Origin of the sequence: Microbacterium thalassium (assembly GCF_014208045.1) — a bacterium.
GTDB classification, from domain to species: Bacteria; Actinomycetota; Actinomycetes; order Actinomycetales; family Microbacteriaceae; genus Microbacterium; species Microbacterium thalassium.
The window spans coordinates 1244934-1264540 of the sequence record NZ_JACHML010000001.1 but is presented as its reverse complement, the minus strand read 5'-3'; the positions used below and the strand labels follow the sequence as shown (position 1 = coordinate 1264540).

Sequence of the window (19607 nt, the reverse complement as noted above, 5' to 3'; positions counted from 1 at the left end):
CGCGGACCACGGGCTGACGCCCAGGACGAGAAAGCCCCCGGCTCGGCTTTCCGCCGGGCCGGGGGCCATCCCGTCGAATCAGTCGATGCCGAAGAAGTCGACCGCCGCGAGCGGGCCGTCGAGGTGGGACGTCGTCGCTCCCATGACACGCGGCTGCGCGTACGTCGGGTTCGGGACGACGTGGCCGCCGCCCTCGACCGCGAACAGGACGACGGGCGCGTCACCGCCGTAGACCGTGCGGGTGACGTCGGTCTCGCCCGCGGCATCCGCGTTCGCGTACGCCGCGACCTCGGCCGTGGTGGCATCGCCGGCGCGGTCCGCGAGGAATGCGGCGCTGTCGTCCGCCGAGAGCACCGTGCCCAGCGATCCGCCGAACGTGCCGGCATCACCGCCGTCGAACGGGTTGATCGGGTCTGCGGTGCCGAGTACGAGCATCGTCGGGACGGCCTCGCCCTCCCACTCGCACACGTTGCTCTCGTCCGCCGGGTACGCCGCGGCGAAGGCTGCCACGCCGTGCACGACGTCCGGGGCCTCGGTCGCGAGACGCAGCGACATGTGTCCGCCGTTCGACAGGCCCGTCGCGAACACCCGTTCGGTGCTCGTGCCGTACGCGTCGGTCAGATCGGCGACCATCGCCTCGACGAAGGCGACGTCGTCGACGTCGTCTTCGCGCGCCGGGTAGGGCGTCGTGGCACGGCAGTCGTGCCACGTCTGCTCGTAGCCCTCGGGATAGACCGCGACGAAGCCGCGCTCCGCCGCGAGTTCGTCGAAGCGATAGCCGGATGCCGCGCGCATGCCCTCGGCATCCATCCGCGATCCGTGGAACGCGAACACCACCGGCGCATCGGCGGGGAGGTCCGCCGGGACGACGGCGACGTACTCGCGCGCCATCCCGTCGACCTCGATCGAGCTGCGGACGACGTCGGCGTCCAGCTCGGGCTCGGCCGGCGCGGCGGCGTACAGGAACCACGCGGCGAGCGCCCCGAGGGACAGCACGATCGCGCCGAGAACCGAGCCGGTGATGATGAGCGCCTTACGCAGCCGGCGGCGGGGCCGGCGGGCGGGGGCGGTGACGTCGATCTCCGCCCTGTCGCTGTCCCTCTCCACGGTGTCCATCAGGCGAACTGGTTCGTCTTGAGCACGGTGAACAGCACGGCGTGGACGCGGTCGCGCAGGGCGTTTCCGATGCCGATCGGGTCCTCCTCGGCCGCCTGGGCCATGGTGGAGGCCGTCCCGCTGGGGTTCAGCGCCGCGAGCATCAGGTCGTTCCCGTTCAGGGCCGCCTGCACGGGGTCCATCCATCCGCCCAGGACGGCGTCGGTGATGACGAAGCCCTCGAAGCCCCACTCGTCGCGGAGCACATCCTGCAGCAGCTCCCCGTTGCCGCCGGCCCACACGCCGCCGATGTTGATGAACGAGGACATGGCGCCCGACACGGGCGACTCCTTGACCGTGATCTCGAACGGGCGCAGGTACAGCTCGCGGAGCGCCTGCTCGGACACGAACACGTTGATGCCCGAGCGCGCGTTGACCTCCTGGTCGTTGAGCGCGAAGTGCTTCATCGTGGTCGGCAGACCGTTCTCCTCGGCGCCCGACACCATGCCGGCGGCCATCTTGCCGCTGAGCAGCGGGTCCTCTGAGAAGTACTCGAAGTCGCGTCCGCCCATCGCCGTGCGGTGCAGGTTCATGCCCGGCGCGTACCAGACGTCGATGCCGTAGGCCGCCGCCTCAGCGGCCACCGAGGCGCCGACCTCGTAGGCGAGCGCGTCGTTCCAGGTCGACGCGATGACGATCTCGGACGGGTAGAACGCCGAGTCCAGCGAGCTGAACAGCGAGTTCAGGCCCGCGGGGCTGTCGAGCATCGTGATCGCGGGGATGCCGAGACGGTCCACCGACTCGGTGAGGTACGCGCCGTACGAGAAGAGGTCGATCTGCTCCTCGAGGGTCAGCTGGTCGAGGAAGACCTCCCACTGCGGGTCGTCGTAGTCGAGACCCTTCAGGTCCTCGAGCATCAGGCCGTTGTCGGCACCGTAGGCCGGCGCCTCGCCCTCCGTGACGGGAACGAGCTCGGGGTTCATCAGCGCGAGCAGCTCGTCGGATGCCACGGTGTCGCCCTCGGGCGTCGTGGGGTAGGTTCCGTCCCAGTCGTCGCGCGACAGGTACGTGAGGTCGCCCTCGGCGTCGTCGAACAGGCTCTCCAGGCTCTCGCCCGTCGCGTCGTCGGTGTCGTAGACGACCTCGGCGCCGACGGTGGTCCCGACGGTGAACACGGGGCTGCTCACGTCGGTGCCCACGACGATGTCGTAGTCGCCCTTCTCGAGGACGTAGGCCTGGGCGTCCTCGCTCCACGACGACATGTCGCGCGTCGCGAAGGTCACCGCGACGGTCTCGGTCTGCCCGGGCTCGAGCAGCGACGTCTTGGCATAGCCGGCGAGCTCGATCGCCGACTTCTCGATGCCGCCGGGGGTGTACGGCGCTGCGAAGTACACTTCGACGACGTCCTTGCCCGCCACGTCGCCGGTGTTGGTCACCGTCACGTCGACCATGACGACCTCGTCGCCGACGGTGACCTGCGCGTCGGTCCAGTCGAACGTCGTGTAGCTCAGCCCATAGCCGAACGGGAACTGGACGATCTGGTCGTAGGCCGCGTCGCCCGCGTAGCGGGTCTCGTAGTAGCGGTAGCCGACATAGATGCCCTCTTCGTAGTCGAGGAAGGCGCGCCCGACGTTCTCGTACGAGTAGTCGCCGAGGTTCTCCGTCGCGGGGGCGGACTCGACGTCGTAGGCGTAGGTGTCGGTGAGGCGGCCCGACGGGTTGACCTCGCCGGTCAGCACCTTCGCGAGCGAGACGGCGCCCTGCGGTCCGGGGGTGCCGATCCAGACGGCGCCCGTGATCTCGGGGTACTCGTCGAGGAAGCCGAGCTCCATCTGGTTGCCCGAGTTGACGACCACGATGACGTTCGGGATGCTCGCCGTCACGCGGTCGAGCAGAGCCGTCTGCTCCTCGCTGAGGCGCAGCGTGTCGGCGGTGAAGTCGGACCCCTCGGATCCGGCGTTCCCGACGACGACGATCGCGGTGTCCGAGAACCCTGCGGCCTGCGCCATGACGTCGTCGGTCAGATAGTCGGGCGCCGGCTCCCCCTCGTCGCCGCCGATGAGGGCACCGGCGATCTGCACGAAGGCGTTGGACGAACCGACCTCGTGCTCCGCACCGGCATCCTCCATGACGGCGTACAGCTCCTGGTTGCACGTCACGCCCTGCGCTTCGAGGGCCTCGTACAGGGTCGGCGCGCCCTCCGAGGCGCCGCCGCCCGAGCCGCCGCCGCCGAGTTGGAGGTTGAAGGACGCGAACGAGAAGACGTTGACGGTGCCGTCCGAGAGCGGGAGCACCTCGTCCTCGTTCTTGAGGAGCACGATGCCCTCGTCCGAGACGGCCTCGGCCACGGGAACTGCGGCCTCGCGGGCGGCGGCCGCCGCCGGCGTGTCGTCGGTGAACGTGAGGGCGGCGCTGCGGGCGATGCCCGACGCGTACGGCGCTACCAGGACCACGACGCCCACGACCGCGACGGTTCCGATGCCCCAGCCGACCAGTCGGCGGGGGCGGTGCTTGGTCCGCTTGTAGGCGCGCTCGCGGCGCTTCGCCTCGCGGCGCTCGGCGCGATTCATCGACGCGCGCGCGGCCTTGCGCTCCTGCTGCGCGGCGCGTGCCGCGGCGCGGTCGGCGGCCTTGGCCTCCGACCGCTCCTCGGGCGTCATCGCCTTCAGCTCGGCGCGACGCTCCTTCGCGGCCGCCTTCTCCTCGGCGAGCCGCGTGCGGGCGTCGGTCTTGATCTCTTTCCGTGTTGCCATGTCTCTCTCAGTTCTCACCGGCGACGCGCGCCTCGGTGCGGCGCGTGCGCCAGGCCGACCACGCGTGGCGGATGCCGCGCAGGAATCGGCCGTTGACCATCAGCAGGAAGCCGTCGAGCATGTCGGCGTCGACGCGGCCTCCTGACATCCGCTCGACCGACCGGAAGGGCAGGTCGAGCACGAACCGCACGTTGTTCGCCGCGTGGGGCCGGCCCAGCAGCATGAGCGCACGGCTCGTCGTTTCGATGAGCGTGTGGAGCACGCTCGCAAAGCCGCCTCGCCCCTTCGTCTGCGCGATGATGTCGTCGCGCGTGAGGGGGCGATCGGTCGGCCAGGTCGCCGTCGGGAGCGCGCGGCCGAGCAGGGCCGCGTACTCGTCGTCCGGCACATCGTCCACGCGCCCGCTGGTGTAGTGCGGGAGCGCCGGCGCATCGCAGACCGCGAGCGGCTCGCCGTCGATCACGACGTCGGCGCGCAGCCGGATGTCGCGCGAGGACGCACCGGCCAGCACCGCGTAGGCGCCGGGCGCGATCCGCCACTCGTGGGCGCCGGTGTCGAACACGTGGAAGGCGTGGTCGGCGAACCGGACCTCCACGGTGGCGCTCTCGCCCGGGTCGAGCCGGACGGTCGCGAAGCCGCCGAGTTCGCGCGGGGCGCGGAACTGGCCGCGCGCGGCATCCGGAGCCTCGACGTACAGCTGCACGGTCTCGTGGCCCGCGCGGTCGCCGGTGTTGGTGACGGTGACGCGGGCGGATGCGGCATCCGCGCGCAGGTCGGAGTACGCGAACGACGTGTAGCTCAGGCCGTGGCCGAACGGGTAGCGCACCGGCGCGCCGACCTTGTCGTAGTAGCGGTAGCCGAGGTAGATGCTCTCGCGGTGCTCGCTGGTCGCCTCGGTGCGCGCGAAGGAGGCGGCGCTGGGAACATCCGCATAGCGCAGCGGGTAGGTCTCGGCGAGCCTTCCGCCGGGATTCGCGCGGCCGGTCAGCACGTCGGCGATCGCCGGGCCGAGGCCCTGCCCGCCGAGGTAGCCGAGCACGACGGCGTCGACGTCGTCGGCGAATGGAAGCTCGACCGGGGCGCCGCCCGCGACGACCGCGACCACCCGCACGCCGAGGGCGATGAGTTCACGAGCGAGCTCGAGCTGATTGCCGGCGAGGCGCATGTGGGCGCGGTCGACGGCCTCGGCCTCGGCGGATTCGTCGAGGCCGACGAAGAGCAGGACGACGTCTGCGCGCTTCGCGAGCCGCACGGCCCGGGCGCGCAGGCGCCGCGACGCGATGTCGCGGCGGCGGAAGCCGGCCTCGTACCCGATGATGTCCAGGCCCGAGTCGCGCAGGGCGTCCAGCGGCGCGTCCACGCGCGTCGGGTTGACCAGCGAGCTGCCGGCGCCCTGGTACCGCGGCCGCGCGGCGAAGTCGCCGATGACGGCGACACGGCCCGACGCCGGCCCGAGCGGCAGCGTGCCACGGTCATTCGACGCGAGCACGATCGAGCGTCGGGCCGCCTCGATCGCGAGCTCGTGATGACGGTCGTGGTCCACCGCCGGCGTTTCCGTGGGCGTCGTGCGGTCGATGAGCGCGAGCACCTCGTCGACCCGCGCGTCGAGGATCGACTCATCGAGCTCGCCGCGCTCGACGGCGTGCAGGACCTCGCGGTCGGTGACGCCGTCCGTCGACGGCATCTCGAGCGCGTTCCCCGCGACGACGCCGGCGACGCGGTCGTTGTTGCCGCCCCAGTCCGTGACGACGAGCCCGTCGAACCCCCAGCGACGACGCAGGATGTCGTCGAGCAGCTCGCGGTTCTCGTTCGCGTACGTGCCGTTGACCTTGTTGTACGAGCTCATCAGGGTCCACGCATCGCCCTGCGTGATCGCGATGCGGAATCCCTCGAGGTACAGCTCGTGCAGCGCGCGCTCGTCGACGACCTCGTCGATGCTCATGCGGTGGGTCTCCTGGCTGTTGACCGCGAAGTGCTTGGGGCACGCCGCGACGCCGCGGGACTGGATGCCGCGGATCATGGCGGCCGCAAGCGTCCCCGACAGGACCGGGTCCTCGGAGAAGTACTCGAAGCTGCGACCACCGAGGGGATTGCGCTTGATGTTAAGCCCCGGGCCGAGCAGGACGCTGACCTTCTCCGCGGCGGCTTCGGCGCCGAGCGCCGCGCCCACACGGCCGAGGAGGTCGACGTCCCACGTGTTGGCCAGCGTCGCGGCGGTCGGGAAGCACGTCGCGGGCAGGCTCGCGTTGAGCCCGAGATGGTCTGCCGCACCGCCCTGCTTGCGCAGGCCGTGGGGGCCGTCGGTGAGCATGATCGACGGGATGCCGAGCCGGTCCACCGGCTTGGTGTTCCAGAAATTCGCGCCCGACATGAGCGACGCCTTCTCGGCGAGGGTCATCCGCGAGCGGCGCGGATCGACGGGCGGATTCTCGCGATTCCGGTGCTGTCGGGTGTCTACATCGGTCACGTTGTCCTAGTCTAGTCGAACCTCCACCAGTTGGTGGAATTCTTTCAGCCGCTGTGCAGGTGGGCCAGGATGGAGGCATGACGGACGACCGCGGACCGGTGCTCTACGCCGACGGCTACGCCACCGGGCGCGCGACGAAGCGCGCGATCGTCGCCCGGGCCGCCGAAGCCTTCGCGCAGCGCGGGTTCCACGGAGCGTCCCTGCGCAGCATCGCGCGCGAGGCGGGCGTCGACCATTCGACGCTGATGCACCACTTCGGCAACAAGAACGCGCTCCTGATGGCGGTGCTCCAGTGGCACGACGAGCAGAACGTGCCACCCGGCACGCCTGCGCTGCCGTCGCTGGTCGAGGAGATGACCCCCGAGGAGATGGTCGCGGGCTTCGTCGCGACCGCCCGCCGCAACCAGGACAACCCGGGGCTCGTGCAGCTTCTGTCGATCCTGTCCGCCGAGGCGGGTTCACCCGACCACCCGGCTCGCCCCGCTCTCCAGGCCCGCCACGACCAGCTCACGAGCCTCATCGGCGACAAGATCCGGCGGCAGCGCGACGCCCGCGCGGTGGCCGCGGACGACCTCACGCCGGACGAGCGCGCCGCGGTCATCATCGCGACGTGGGAGGGTCTCCAGGTCTACGACGCGCTGCACCCCGGGGTGCTCGATGTCCCCGCGCTCATCGAGCGGGAGTTCCGCCAAGCGCTGGGCGTCACCGGAGGCTGACCCCGCGACCGCGCGGTCGATTCGTCGGGCCGCAGCCCGCTTCAGGACCGGATGCCGAGGCGCCGCAGGTGGTCGTTGGCGAAGCGCCCGTCCGGGTCGAGGCGCTCGAAGACGGCGCGCGCGTCGGCGAGGCGCGGATGCACGGCGGCGATCCGCCCCGCGTCGAACGCATGGACCTTCCCCCAGTGCGGGCGCGCACCGAAGGGACTCAGCGCGGACTCGATCTCGGGCACCAGGGCGGCGACCTCTGCGGGATGGTCGTGCCACGTGAAGTGGATGGCGACGCTGTCGCGCCGATAGGCGGGCGAGAGCCAGAGCCCGTCGGCGGCCGCCGTGCGAAGCTCGGTCACAATCAGGTGCGGACGGATCCGCTCCGCCAGGGGGCGCAGGGCCGAGAGCGCGGCAGGAGCCTCAGGCCGCGCGACGAAGTACTCGGTCTGGATCTCCGCGCCGAAGGACGGCTCCGCGTCCAGGCGGAAGTGCGGCAGGCGCAGCAGCCAGGGCCCGGGGACCCCGCCGAGCTCGGTCACGTTGTCGTCGCCGGGAAGCGGACTGTCCGGGCCGATGTGGCGCCGGGCGTCCAGGATCGCGTCGGGCACGGGATCGTCGTCGGACTCCAGTCGGGTCTTGACCCACAGGTGACCGATCGACTCCTCCTCCCAGCGGGAGAAGACCGACACGCTGTATCCGGCGCCCGTGACGGTTGCGAGGTCGCTCAGCGCCGCGTCCCAGCTGAGCCCGGTGTAGATGTCCTGCCGCACGCGGAACGTCGGCACGATGGCGAGCGTCACCTCGACGACGATCCCGAAGGCTCCGAGCCCGATGACGAGCGCGTCGAAGTCGGGATCCCCGCGGCGCACGTCGCGCAGCCGCGCGTCCGCGCCGACGTACCGCAGCGCGCGCACGGATGCCGAGAGCACGGGGTTGGCATCGCCGGAGCCGTGCGTGCCGGTCGCGCTCGCGCCGGCGACGTTGATGTGGGGAAGCGACCCCATGTTCGACAGCGCCCAGCCGCGCTCCTCGAGCCACACGGCGAGCACGCCGTAGCGGGTCCCGGCAGCCACCGTCACCGTGCGCGCGGCCTCGTCTAGCGAGAACTGCGGCGGGAGCCCGGTGACGTCGACGAGCGTCCCCGCGGTATCGGGGAGGTCGGTGAAGGAATGACGGGTTCCCAGAGCGTGGACGGGTCCCGAATCGCCGACGACCCGAAGGACGTCGTCGACTCCGGCGGCCGCAACGATCCGAGGCGCGGTGTACTCGTAGGTCCCTGCCCAGTTCCGCGGCATGATCCGAGACTAGTGCGGCGACGCCCGCAGCACGTGCTCAGTAGGGTGGGGCCATGCCACTGGTGGAGCGCGACGACCAGCTCGCCGCGCTCGACCGTCTCGCCGCCGGGCTCCCGACCGGGTCGATCGCGCTGATCGGCGGTGAGGCCGGATCGGGCAAGACGTCGCTGCTGCGGGAATTCCTCGCGCGCCGCCCCCCGGGCGTCTCGTGGCGGGCGGGCCGCTGCGACGACCTCGCGACGCCGGCATCCTTCGCCCCGCTGTGGGACATGGCCGATGCGCTGCCCGCCGCGGTCGCCGATGCTCTCGAGGGCGAGGGGCGGCAGCGCGTGCTCGCCGGGATCGCCGACGCGCTCCGCGCCGAGCCCAGCATCCTGGTGTTCGACGACGTCCAGTGGGCGGACGAGGCGACCATCGACCTGATCCGCTTCGTCGGGCGGCGCATCGACGAGCTGCCCGTGCTGCTGTGCCTGGCGTACCGGAGCGACGAGGTCGACCGGGGGCATCCGCTGCGCACCACACTCGGCGATCTGACGCGCGGGGCCGAGCGGATCGAGCTGCCCGCGCTGACCCTTCAGGGGGTCACCGGCCTCGCCGGCGGACGCGACATCGACGTCCCGCGTGTGTACGCGCGCTCGGGCGGAAATCCGTTCTTCGTCGCGGAGCTGCTCGCCGACCCCGACGCGAGCGCGTCCGGCGCTGTCGCCGATGCGGTGCTCGCGCGCGCCGCGAAGCTGCCGGCGTCGGCCTGGACGGTGCTCGAGCACACCGCGCTCGCGCCCGAGGGACTCCCCCTGACGCTTCTTCCGTCACTCGGTCACGATGCCGAACGCGACGCGGACCTGGCGGTCGAACGGGGCCTGCTCGACGTCTTCGGATCGCGGCTGCGCTGCCGCCACGACCTCGTGCGCACGGCGATCGCCGACGCCGTCTCGCCGGTGCGGCAGCGGAGGGTCCACCGGCACCTCGTCGAGCACCTCGCCCCGACGGCGACGACGACGGCGGATATCGCGCAGGTGGCCGCGCACGCCGTCGCGGGGGGCGACGGCGAGCGGGCCGCCGACTTCTCGCTCCGCGCGGCGGACCGGGCGGCGAGCGACGGCGCCCACCGCGAGGCGGTCCGGCACTTCACCCATGCCCTGAACCATCGCCACCACCTGACGCCTGAGCACGTCGACCACGTCCTGGAGTCGTGTGCACAGGAGGCCTATTTCGCACACGACCTCCCGCTCGCCCTCACCTGTGCGCTTGAGTGGCTGGAGCGTGCGCGCGACCTGACGCCACAGGAGCAGGGCTCGCGCACGCTGTGGTGCTCCCGCCTGGCGCACTACGCGGGCGACGCGGAACGGGCCGACGCGCTGGCAGACGCCAGCATCGCGCTCTTCGCCGACGCCGCCGACACGCTCAACGAGACCTACGCACGCTGGTGGCGGACCGACGACCCCGACGCCAAACGGACTCTGGGCCGGCGCACGGTCGACCTCGCGCAGGAGGCGGGTGACCTCGCGATCGCCGCGCACGTGCTCGTGGCGGCGGATGGCATTGAGGGGGGTTCGGCCGATGACGCGATGACGCACCTCGAGCAGGGCCTCGACTTCGCCCTGCGCTCCGGCAGCGATGAGCAGACCGCTCGCGCCTACTGCAACCTCGCCTATCTCGCGGTCGTGGATCGCGACCGCGAGGACGCCGACCGCTGGCTCGACGACGGCCTCGACTGGACGTGGGCCGAGGACCTCGCGTTCTGGTGGGACGCGATGGTCGACACGCGGGCGCTGCACCGCCTGTTCCGCGGGGATTGGGATGGCGCGCTCGAGGACTGCGCCCGCACCATCGACGGGCGGCGCGCTCTCCAGTGGCAGACCTGCGCCGCCGCGGCGCGGGCGACGATCCTGCTCCGACGAGGGGACCCGGATGCCGGTACGGCCGCGACGTTCTCCGACGAGACGGTCGCCGACGGCGGGCCCGACACGCTGATGGCCACCGCCGTGCATGCCGAAGCGGCGTGGACGGCCGGGGGCGACGCGACGGCCGCCGTGGCTGTGCTGGAGCGCGAAGTGCACGCGAGCCGTCCGCCTCGGCCCTGGCTGATCGCCGGCGTCGCCTTCTGGCTGGCCAAGATCGACCCGTCGCTGATCTCCGACGATGTGCGGGCGATGCTCCCGTCGCCGCTCGCGCGCGAGCTCTCCGGCGACCTCGCAGGCGCCGCCGCAGAGTGGCGCGACCGCGGGTGCGCATTCGAGGCGGCGGTGCTCGAGGGGTTGGCCGATGATCCGGACGCGCTGCGCCGCGCCTTCGCCGAGCTCACGGCGCTGGGCGCCGACGCGACTCTGGCACGCCTGCGTCGTGCTGCGGAGGAGCGGGGCGTCCGCTCGGTCCCCCGCGGCGCCCGCGCGACGACGGCGGCGGATCCGGACGGTCTCACGGCACGACAGGTCGAGGTCCTCCGATTGCTCGGCGAGATGATGACGGATGCCGAGATCGCCCGGCGCCTGACGATCTCGGAGAAGACCGCGAGCCACCACGTCTCGGCGATCCTGGCACGTCTGGGCGTGGGCAGCCGGCGCGAAGCCGGCACCCACGCCCGGACGCGGTTCCCCAGCGACCCCGGCGCCGATCCCGCGCCGGGGGGCCCAGCGAGGCCGGTCAGCTGACCTCGGCGAGGTCGGCGCTGTGCGGCCCGATCTCGTTCGCGACCAGCGTCACCTTGTCCGCCGGGAACCCGCCCCGGCGCGCGTGCTCGAGGACGGCATCCGCACTCTCGGCCTCGTGCACGCAGTAGATCTTGTCGCCGGCGACGTAGCTCGTGACCCACGTGTACGGCTGCCCGAGCGAGTCGACCACAGCGTTCGACGCCGTGGCGATGCCGGCGAGTGCTTGCTGGTCGAGGTCGCCCGCTCCGGGGATCTCCCGCTCGATGATGAAGCGCTGCATGGTGGTTCCTCCTGCTCGAAGTGGCTGCCCGACCGTGTGCCGAGCTGATCTCAGCCTCGCGCTCGCGGCGCGAACCGCCATCGGGAGCGGATCCCCACATTGTGCGATCGGACTGCCCATGTTGGGGAGCACCCCCGACGACCTGTCCGCGGCGGGCGAGCCGCCGTCAGCGGGCCGTGGACTCCCTGACGACGAGCTCCGGCTGGAAGCGGATGGTGCGCTCGTGCTCTCCGCCGGGGTCGGCGACCTCGTGCATCAGCAGGTCCACGGCGGTCGATCCGATCAGTCGAGCGGGCTGGCGGATCGAGCTGAGCGGGACGACCGCGGCGGCGGCGAAGTCGATGTCGTCGTAGCCGATGAGCGCCATGTCCTCGGGCACGCGGACGCCCGCCATGATGTTCATCGCCTGCAGCACGCCCACGGCGAGCAGATCGTTGGCCGCGAACACCGCGTCGGGGCGCTCGGGCAGGGGCCGCTCCAGCAGGCGCTGACCGGCCGTGCGCCCCTGCAGCACGGTGAGAGCGCCCATCTCGATGACCTCGAGCGTGACGCCCGGATGCTGCTCCACGGCTCGCCGCGCACCCTCGAGACGATCCCGCACCTGGCGGATGGCCAGGGGTCCGCCCACGAACGCGATCCGCCGGCGCCCGGTCTCGATGAGATGGGCGGCGGCGAGCCGGCCGCCCTGCACATCGTCCACGGCGACCGACGGGAAGGACCCGTCGTCGACTTCGCGGTCCACGAGCACGACGGGGATCCCGCCGTCCCGCAGCCGCTCGAGCCCGGCGAGGTCGTCGGTGGTCGGCGTGACCAGCACGCCGTTGACCCGCTGCTCGCGGAACAGGTCCACGTACGCCGACTCGCGGTCCGAGCGCTCGTCGCTGTTGCCGAGGAGCACCGAGAGTCCGTCCTCGGCCGCGCGCTCCTCGGCGCCGCGCGCGACTTCGGCGAAGAACGGGTTGCTCGCGTCCAGGACGACGAGTCCGACGCTGCGGCTACGCCCGGCGCGCAGCTGCCGGGCGGCGTCGTTGCGCACGAAGCCGAGTTCATCGATCGCCTGCTGCACGCGCTCGACGGTCTGCGGCGCCACCTTCTCGGGGCGGTTGAGCACATTCGAGACCGTGCCGACCGACACACCGGCGGCCAGGGCGACGTCCTTGACACTCGCAGCCACGGCGCCTCCTTCCCGCACCTTGCGTGAAACGATACATGTCGCCTATGCTTTGAAACGATTCACCACGCGGTGCGCCGCAGCGCCCGCATCCGCACTCGAAGGAGCACCTCGATGACGAGCCCCGTCGCACCGACGCGCGTCTGCTTCCAGCTCCAGGTCAAGCCCGAGCTGCTCGATGAGTACATCCGCCGCCACACCCCCGTGTGGCCCGAGATGCTCGCCGAGATTGCCGCCGCCGGCCGTCGCAACTACTCCCTGTTCCTTGCCGACGGCGGCCGCCTCATCGGCTACTACGAGACCGACGACGACGAGGCCGCGCAGGCGTACCTGGCCGCATCCGAGGTCGCGGCGAAGTGGGAGGCGCAGATGGCGCCGTTCTTCGTCGGCCTCGACGGCCGCCCCGACCAGGCCGCCACCCCGCTCACCGAGGTCTTCAACCTCGCCGACCAGCTCGATGCCGCACAGGCGGCATCCTCGCCCACCACCGAAGAAAGCAGTGCATCATGACGACGCTGTCCCCCGAGATCCTCTCCACCCTCGAAGGCCAGGGCATCGAGCTGCCCTCGTGGGCGTTCGGCAACTCCGGCACGCGGTTCCGTGTGTGGACCACCGAGGGCACCCCGCGTGACCCCCGCGAGAAGATCGCCGACGCCGCGCAGGTCAACAAGTACACCGCGCTCGCCCCCTCGGTCGCCCTCCACATCCCGTGGGACAAGGTCGACGACTACGCCGAGCTGCGCTCGTACGCCGAGGACCTCGGCGTCGCGCTCGGCACCATCAACTCCAACACCTTCCAGGACGAGGACTACAAGTTCGGCGCCCTGACGCACCACGACGACCGCATCCGCCAGAAGGCGATCGACCACCACCTCGAGTGCATCGACATCATGGACGCGACCGGCTCGCGCGACCTGAAGATCTGGCTCGCCGAGGGCTCGAACTACCCCGGTCAGATGGACATGCGCGCCCGCCAGGACCGCCTGAACGACTCGCTGCAGAAGATCTACGCGCGCCTCGGCGACGACCAGCGCCTCGTGCTCGAGTACAAGTTCTTCGAGCCGTCGTTCTACCACACCGATGTTCCCGACTGGGGCACCTCGCACGCGCAGGTCGCCACCCTCGGCGAGAAGGCGATGGTGTGCCTCGACACCGGCCACCACGCGCCCGGGACCAACATCGAGTTCATCGTCATGCAGCTGCTGCGCCTGGGCAAGCTCGGCTCGTTCGACTTCAACTCGCGCTTCTACGCCGACGACGACCTCATCGTGGGCGCGGCCGACCCGTTCCAGCTGTTCCGCATCCTCTTCGAGGTCATCCGCGGCGGCGGCCTGAACAACCCCGACGTGGCCTTCATGCTCGACCAGTGCCACAACATCGAGGACAAGATCCCCGGCCAGATCCGCTCGGTGCTCAACGTCCAGGAGATGACCGCGCGCGCCCTGCTCGTCGATCGCGCCGCCCTCGACGCCGCACAGGCCGCCAACGACGTGCTCGCCGCCAACGCGGTGTTCATGGACGCCTTCTACACGGATGTCCGCCCGGCGCTGGCCGAGTGGCGCGAGTCGCGCGGTCTTCCCGCCGACCCGATGGCCGCATACGCCGCATCCGGCTACCAGCAGCAGATCGTCGCCGACCGCGTCGGCGGCACGCAGGCCGGCTGGGGCGCCTGAGCCGATGATCGAGCCGTTCGCGGATGCCGACGGGCTGGTGCGCGTGTACCCCGCGCACCAGCCTGACGGCACCGGCATCGTCTGGGCGCACGGGGGCGGCTTCGCCTTCGGCGACCTCGACATGCCCGAGTCCGACTGGGTCGCCCGGCAGCTCGCCGCGCGCGGCACCACGGTCGTCTCGGTCGACTACCGGCTCGCCCCCGTCAGCGGCGGCATGTTCGGGTGGGACGTCCCCGCCCGCGCGGGAGCCCACTTCCCGGCGCCGTCCGACGACATGCTCGCAGCCTGGGCGTGGACGGTCGAGAACGCCGACCGCCTCGGCGTGGACCCCGCTCGCCTCGCGATCGGCGGGACGAGCGCCGGCGGCAACCTCGCCGCTGGCGCCGTGCTGCGGCTGATCGCGCACGGAGCCCCGGCCCTGCCGGCTCTCGTGGTCCTCGCGTACCCGACGCTCCTCGCCGTCCAGCCTCAGCCCGGCCCCGAGCTCCGGGCTGCGCTGGACGCGAGCCCGGATGCCGACCGCTTCACGCCCGCCGTCGTGCTCGCCATGTACGAGAACTACGTCGGCGGGCCCGTCGACGATGCCCCGGTCGGCGCCGTGCCCGGCCTCGCCTCCACGGCCGACCTGGCCGCCTTCCCTCCCACCCTCATGATCAACGACGACGTCGACGAGCTGCGCGTCTCGGGCGAGGCCTTCGCGGCCGCGCTCCGGGATGCCGGCCGCGAGGTCGACGTCGTCACCGAGCCCGGCACGACGCACGGGCATCTCAACCGACCCGACGAGCCCGCGGCATCCGTCTCGATCGACCGCATCGCGACGCGCCTGGGCGCTCTGTCCACCCGCCTTCCCTCCACCTCCTCCTGATACCGAAGGAACACTCCCATGACGAATCCCGCCGCTGCAGACCTCATCGCACGCAGCAACCGCCTGGGCGCCGACCCGAAGAACACCAACTACGCCGGCGGCAACACCTCCGCCAAGGGCACCGAGACCGACCCCGTGACGGGCGAGCCCGTCGAGCTACTGTGGGTCAAGGGCTCCGGCGGCGACCTCGGCACACTCCAGGAGAAGGGCCTCGCGGTCCTGCGCCTGGACCGCATGCGCTCGCTCGTGAACGTCTACCCGGGTCTGGACCGCGAGGACGAGATGGTCGCCGCGTTCGACTACTGCCTGCACGGCAAGGGCGGCGCCGCCCCGTCGATCGACACTGCCATGCACGGTCTCGTCGATGCCGCGCACGTCGACCACCTGCACCCCGACTCGGGCATCGCGATCGCGACCGCCGCGGACGGCGAGGAGCTGACCGCCAAGATCTTCGGCGACAAGGTCGTGTGGGTGCCGTGGCGCCGCCCCGGCTTCCAGCTGGGCCTGGACATCGCCGCCATCAAGGAGAAGAACCCGCAGGCCATCGGCTGCATCCTCGGCGGCCACGGCATCACGGCCTGGGGCGACACGTCCGAGGAGTCCGAGCGCAACTCGCTCTGGATCATCGACACCGCCGCCGCGTACATCGCCGAGAACGGCAAGGCCGAGCCCTTCGGCGCCGTGCGCGCCGGCTTCGAGGCCCTGCCCGAGGCCGAGCGTCACGCCAAGGCTGCGGCGCTCGCCGCCACCATCCGCGGCCTGGCCTCGACCGACAAGCCCATGGTCGGCCACTACACCGACTCGGACGTCGTCCTCGACTTCCTCGCGAGCTCGAACGCCCCGGCCCTCGCCGAGCTCGGCACGAGCTGCCCCGACCACTTCCTGCGGACCAAGGTCAAGCCGATGCTGCTCGACCTCCCCGCCGACGCCTCGGTCGAGGACTCCATCGCGCGCCTGAAGGAGCTGCACGAGGCGTACCGCGCCGACTACCAGGCGTACTACGACGCGCACGCGACCGACGAGTCGCCCGCGATCCGCGGCGCCGATCCGCTCATCGTGCTCGTGCCCGGCGTGGGCATGTTCTCGTACGGCGCGAACAAGCAGACCGCGCGCGTCGCCGGCGAGTTCTACGTCAACGCCATCAACGTCATGCGCGGCGCGGAGTCGCTGTCGACGTACACCCCGATCTCGGATGCCGAGAAGTTCCGCATCGAGTACTGGGCGCTCGAGGAGGCCAAGCTCCAGCGGATGCCGAAGCCCAAGACCCACCAGGGCCGCATCGCGTTCGTGACCGGCGCAGCCTCGGGCATCGGCAAGGCGATCGCGACGCGTCTGGCGGCCGAGGGCGCGTGCGTCGTCGTCGCCGACCTCGACCTCGAGAAGGCGCAGGCCGCAGCCGCCGAGCTCGGAGGCGCCGACGTCGCGATCGGCGTCGCCGCGAACGTCGCGGACGCCGACGGCGTCCAGGCCGCGATCGACGCGACGCTGCTCGCCTTCGGCGGCATCGACCTCGTCGTCAACAACGCCGGCCTGTCGCTGTCGAAGCCGCTGCTGGAGACCACCGAGAAGGACTGGGACCTGCAGCACGACGTCATGGCCAAGGGCTCGTTCCTCGTCTCGAAGGCCGCTGCGAAGGCGCTCATCGAGCAGGGCCTGGGCGGCGACGTCGTCTACATCTCGTCGAAGAACTCCGTCTTCGCCGGCCCCAACAACATCGCGTACTCGGCCACCAAGGCCGACCAGGCCCACCAGGTGCGCCTGCTCGCGGTCGAGCTCGGCGAGCACGGCGTGCGCGTCAACGGCATCAACCCCGACGGCGTCGTGCGCGGCTCGGGCATCTTCGCCGCCGGCTGGGGCGCCAACCGCGCCGCGACCTACGGCGTCAAGGAAGAGGACCTCGGCCAGTTCTACGCCAACCGCACGATCCTCAAGCGCGAAGTCGTCCCCGAGAACGTCGCCGACGCCGTGTACGTGCTGACGGGCCCCGAGCTCAGCCGCACCACCGGTCTGCACATCCCGGTCGACTCGGGCGTCGCCCAGGCGTTCCTGCGATGAGCGGCGGAGCGGTCGCGGCCGTCGACCTCGGCGCCACGAGCGGCCGCGTCATGATCGGGCGCGTCGACCCGCGCGGCACGCTCGCGCTCGAGCAGGTCGCGCGCTTCCCCAACGGCCCGATCCGGCTGGCGTCGGGGCTCCACTGGGACCTGACGGGCCTGTACGCCCACGCTCTGCGCGGACTCGCCGAGGCCTTCCGGGCCGAGCCGACGATCGCGTCGATCGGCATCGACTCGTGGGCGGTCGACTACGCGCTGATGCGCGGCGACCGGATGCTGGGCGAGCCCTTCCACTACCGCGACGAGCGCAACGAGCGGGCGGTCGAGACGGTGCACGCGAAGCATCCGTTCGACGACCTCTACGCCCGCAACGGCCTGCAGTTCCTGCCGTTCAACACCGTGTACCAGCTCGTGGCCGAGCGCGACAGCGGGTGCCTCGCGCTCGCCGACCGCATCCTGCTGGTGCCCGACGCGCTCGCGTTCCAGCTGACCGGCGCGCCCGTCGCCGAGCGCACCAACGCGTCGACGACGGGGCTGGTGCGCGTGGCCGACGGCACGTGGGACACCGAGCTCATGGCCGCGCTCGGGCTCGACGCGGGGCAGTTCCCGAGCCTCGTCGAGCCGGGCGACGTCATCGGCGAGCTGCGCCCGACCGTGCGCGACGAAGTCGGAGCGTCGCGCGGCATCGAGGTCGTCGCCGTCGGCTCGCACGACACCGCGTCGGCGGTCGTCGCGGTGCCGATGGCAGACCCGTCGACATCCGCCTACATCTCGTGCGGGACGTGGGGCCTGGTCGGCCTCGAGCTTCCGGCGCCGGTGACGACGGATGCCGCCCGCGAGGCGAACTTCACCAACGAGGGCGGCGTCGACGGGCGCGTGCGGTTCCTGCACAACGTGATGGGCCTGTGGCTGCTGAGCGAATCGGTGCGGCAGTGGGAGCGCGAGACGGGCCAGAGCCTCGATCTGCCGACGCTCCTGGCGGACGCATCCGAGGTCCCGGCGGACTCCGTCGCGGTCTTCGACGCGAACGACCCGCGCTTCCTGGCGCCGGGGAACCTCCCGGGCCGCGTCGCGCAGTGGTATCGCGAGCACGGACTGCCCGTCCCCGGCAACCGCGCAGCGTTCACGCGCGCGATCGTCGAGAGCCTCGCGGAGGCGTTCGCGGAGGCCGTGCGCACCGCCGCCTCGCTGGCGGAGCGGTCGCTCGAGGCGATCCACATCGTCGGCGGCGGGTCGCTCAACCAGCTGCTGTGCCAGCGCACCGCCGACCGCTCCGGCCTGCCGGTGCTCGCCGGCCCCGTCGAGGCCACCGCCCTCGGCAACGTGCTGGTTCAGGCCCGAGCGCAGGGCTGGTTCGGCGAGGACGCGTCACTCGAGTCCATGCGCGACCTGGTCGCACGCACCCACGCTCCCCGGCGCTACGAGCCCCGGGGCTGACGCCCCCGCCCTCCGCCCTCCGCCCTCCGCCCTCCGCCGAGTGGATATGCACTCGCCGAGTGCATAGGACATGACCCGCAACGTCCCTATGCACTCGGCGAGTAGACATGTACTGGTCCGCTTGGAATCGCTCGAGAGGAAACGACCCGCATGACCGGATACAGCGCAGCGTTCGCATGGGCCCGCCGGGCCGTGGACGACGGGCGGCTGCCGACCGCTGTGCTCGGCATCGCGACGGCGGACGGCGTCGTCGCGCTCGACGCGTTCGGAGCCACCGGATCGCGCCCGGCGCGCGTCGACGACCACTACCGACTGTTCTCCATCACCAAGCCCCTGACCGGCATCGTCGCGGCGCGCGCAATCGAGCGCGGCCTGCTCACGCCCGAGACGCCGCTCAGCGACGCGCTGCCCGGCTTCGGGGCGAACCGCGACGACATCGTGCGGCTGCGGCACCTCGCGAGCCACACATCCGGCATCAGCGAACCGCCGCTGGACCCGGCACTCCCGCTTCGCACGCTGCTCGTCGCAGGCGGACGCGACTTCGCCGCGGGGACGGTGTCGCGCTATTCGACGCTGGCCTTCGAGGGGATCGCCGCGATGACCGAGCATGCGACCGGCCAGGCGTGGGATGCGGCCATCGTCGAGTGGGCGGCCGAGATCGGCGCCGCCGGCTTCACGATCGACGAGGCCGCGGACCCGCATGAGATCCCGGATGCCGAGGCCGCGGGTCTCGACGCCGAGCGCTTCATCGCCGCGCGGCACCCCGGCGCCGGGTTCCTCGGCCGGGCCGCGGACCTTCTCGCGCTCGGCTCGGCTCTTCTCCGCACCGGCGTCGGTCGCGAGCGGACGGTGATGACCCCCGCGACCCTCGACATGATGCTGCGGCCGCTGACCGGAGACATCCCGCGCCTGGACCCCTACCCGCCCGAACGGGGACAGGACTGGGGCTTCGCGTGGAACCTGCGCACGCGCGCACCGGGACTGATCGATCGCGACTGCTACGGCCACGGCGGCTGGGCCGGGACCGAGTTCTGGGTGCATCCGTCGGCGGGTGTCGCCTGGGTCCTCCTGACGAACAAGGCGCAGCGTCCCGACGTCGACACCGACGAGCTCGACAACGCGGTGGTGACGGGGCTGTGACGCGCCGCCGAAGCTCCGC

The 19607-nt window shown here is 71.7% G+C and carries 14 protein-coding genes; 8 read left to right on the top strand and 6 right to left on the bottom strand.

The window, feature by feature from the left end:
• Positions 1–78 precede the first annotated feature (78 nt).
• Genes HD594_RS05885 through HD594_RS05875 form a run of 3 tightly spaced genes read right to left on the bottom strand, consistent with a single transcriptional unit; the run spans position 79 to position 6315 of the window.
• A complete protein-coding gene (locus HD594_RS05885) occupies positions 79–1116 on the bottom strand; it encodes a CE1 family esterase (RefSeq protein ID WP_184750064.1) in 1038 nt (345 codons plus the stop codon).
• Complete coding sequence (locus tag HD594_RS05880; RefSeq protein ID WP_184750063.1) at positions 1116–3848, bottom strand: glycoside hydrolase family 3 protein; 2733 nt, start codon at positions 3846–3848, stop codon at positions 1116–1118. The genes HD594_RS05885 and HD594_RS05880 overlap by 1 nt, the downstream gene beginning before the upstream one ends.
• 7 nt (positions 3849–3855) lie before the next feature.
• Positions 3856–6315 (bottom strand): glycoside hydrolase family 3 C-terminal domain-containing protein, encoded by a 2460-nt coding sequence (locus tag HD594_RS05875; protein ID WP_221446562.1) that lies wholly within the window; start codon positions 6313–6315, stop codon positions 3856–3858.
• A 77-nt stretch (positions 6316–6392) separates the two neighbouring features.
• On the opposite strand from HD594_RS05875, the gene HD594_RS05870 reads away from it, so the two are divergent.
• Positions 6393–7031, top strand: coding sequence for a TetR/AcrR family transcriptional regulator (locus HD594_RS05870; protein ID WP_184750062.1), 639 nt, complete (start codon positions 6393–6395; stop codon positions 7029–7031).
• Positions 7032–7072: 41 nt separating this feature from the next.
• On the opposite strand, the gene HD594_RS05865 is transcribed toward HD594_RS05870, so the two are convergent.
• Positions 7073–8317, bottom strand: coding sequence for a D-arabinono-1,4-lactone oxidase (locus HD594_RS05865; RefSeq protein ID WP_184750061.1), 1245 nt, complete (start codon positions 8315–8317; stop codon positions 7073–7075).
• Between the two features lie 53 nt (positions 8318–8370).
• On the opposite strand from HD594_RS05865, the gene HD594_RS05860 reads away from it, so the two are divergent.
• On the top strand, positions 8371–10968 hold the full coding sequence (locus HD594_RS05860; RefSeq protein ID WP_184750060.1) for an ATP-binding protein: 2598 nt from the start codon (positions 8371–8373) through the stop codon (positions 10966–10968).
• On the opposite strand, the gene HD594_RS05855 is transcribed toward HD594_RS05860, so the two are convergent.
• Together HD594_RS05855 and HD594_RS05850 are read right to left on the bottom strand one after the other, a co-directional pair.
• Positions 10961–11248: a DUF4242 domain-containing protein gene (locus HD594_RS05855; protein ID WP_184750059.1), complete on the bottom strand. Its 288-nt coding sequence runs from the start codon at positions 11246–11248 to the stop codon at positions 10961–10963. The two genes, HD594_RS05860 and HD594_RS05855, sit on opposite strands and share 8 nt — an antisense overlap.
• A gap of 166 nt (positions 11249–11414) precedes the next feature.
• Positions 11415–12422, bottom strand: a complete 1008-nt coding sequence (locus tag HD594_RS05850) for a LacI family DNA-binding transcriptional regulator (protein ID WP_184750058.1) — start codon at positions 12420–12422, stop codon at positions 11415–11417.
• Positions 12423–12533: 111 nt separating this feature from the next.
• Here HD594_RS05850 and HD594_RS05845 point away from each other — a divergent pair, with 111 nt between their 5' ends.
• The 6 genes from HD594_RS05845 (at position 12534) to HD594_RS05820 (ending at position 19588) form a co-directional block, all read left to right on the top strand.
• On the top strand, positions 12534–12929 hold the full coding sequence (locus tag HD594_RS05845; RefSeq protein WP_184750057.1) for an L-rhamnose mutarotase: 396 nt from the start codon (positions 12534–12536) through the stop codon (positions 12927–12929).
• Complete coding sequence (rhaI, locus tag HD594_RS05840; protein WP_184750056.1) at positions 12926–14092, top strand: L-rhamnose isomerase; 1167 nt, start codon at positions 12926–12928, stop codon at positions 14090–14092. Before HD594_RS05845 ends, rhaI begins: the two co-directional genes overlap by 4 nt.
• Before the next feature lie 4 nt (positions 14093–14096).
• Entirely contained in the window at positions 14097–14957 is an 861-nt protein-coding gene (locus tag HD594_RS05835; protein WP_184750055.1) for an alpha/beta hydrolase fold domain-containing protein, read from the top strand.
• A gap of 18 nt (positions 14958–14975) precedes the next feature.
• Positions 14976–17012 carry a bifunctional aldolase/short-chain dehydrogenase gene (locus tag HD594_RS05830; RefSeq protein WP_184750054.1) on the top strand — a complete coding sequence of 679 codons (2037 nt, stop codon included), beginning with the start codon at positions 14976–14978 and terminating at the stop codon, positions 17010–17012.
• Positions 17009–18448 carry a rhamnulokinase gene (locus HD594_RS05825; RefSeq protein ID WP_184750053.1) on the top strand — a complete coding sequence of 480 codons (1440 nt, stop codon included), beginning with the start codon at positions 17009–17011 and terminating at the stop codon, positions 18446–18448. Before HD594_RS05830 ends, HD594_RS05825 begins: the two co-directional genes overlap by 4 nt.
• 150 nt (positions 18449–18598) lie before the next feature.
• Positions 18599–19588, top strand: a complete 990-nt coding sequence (locus HD594_RS05820) for a serine hydrolase domain-containing protein (protein WP_184750052.1) — start codon at positions 18599–18601, stop codon at positions 19586–19588.
• Positions 19589–19607: the final 19 nt, after the last annotated feature.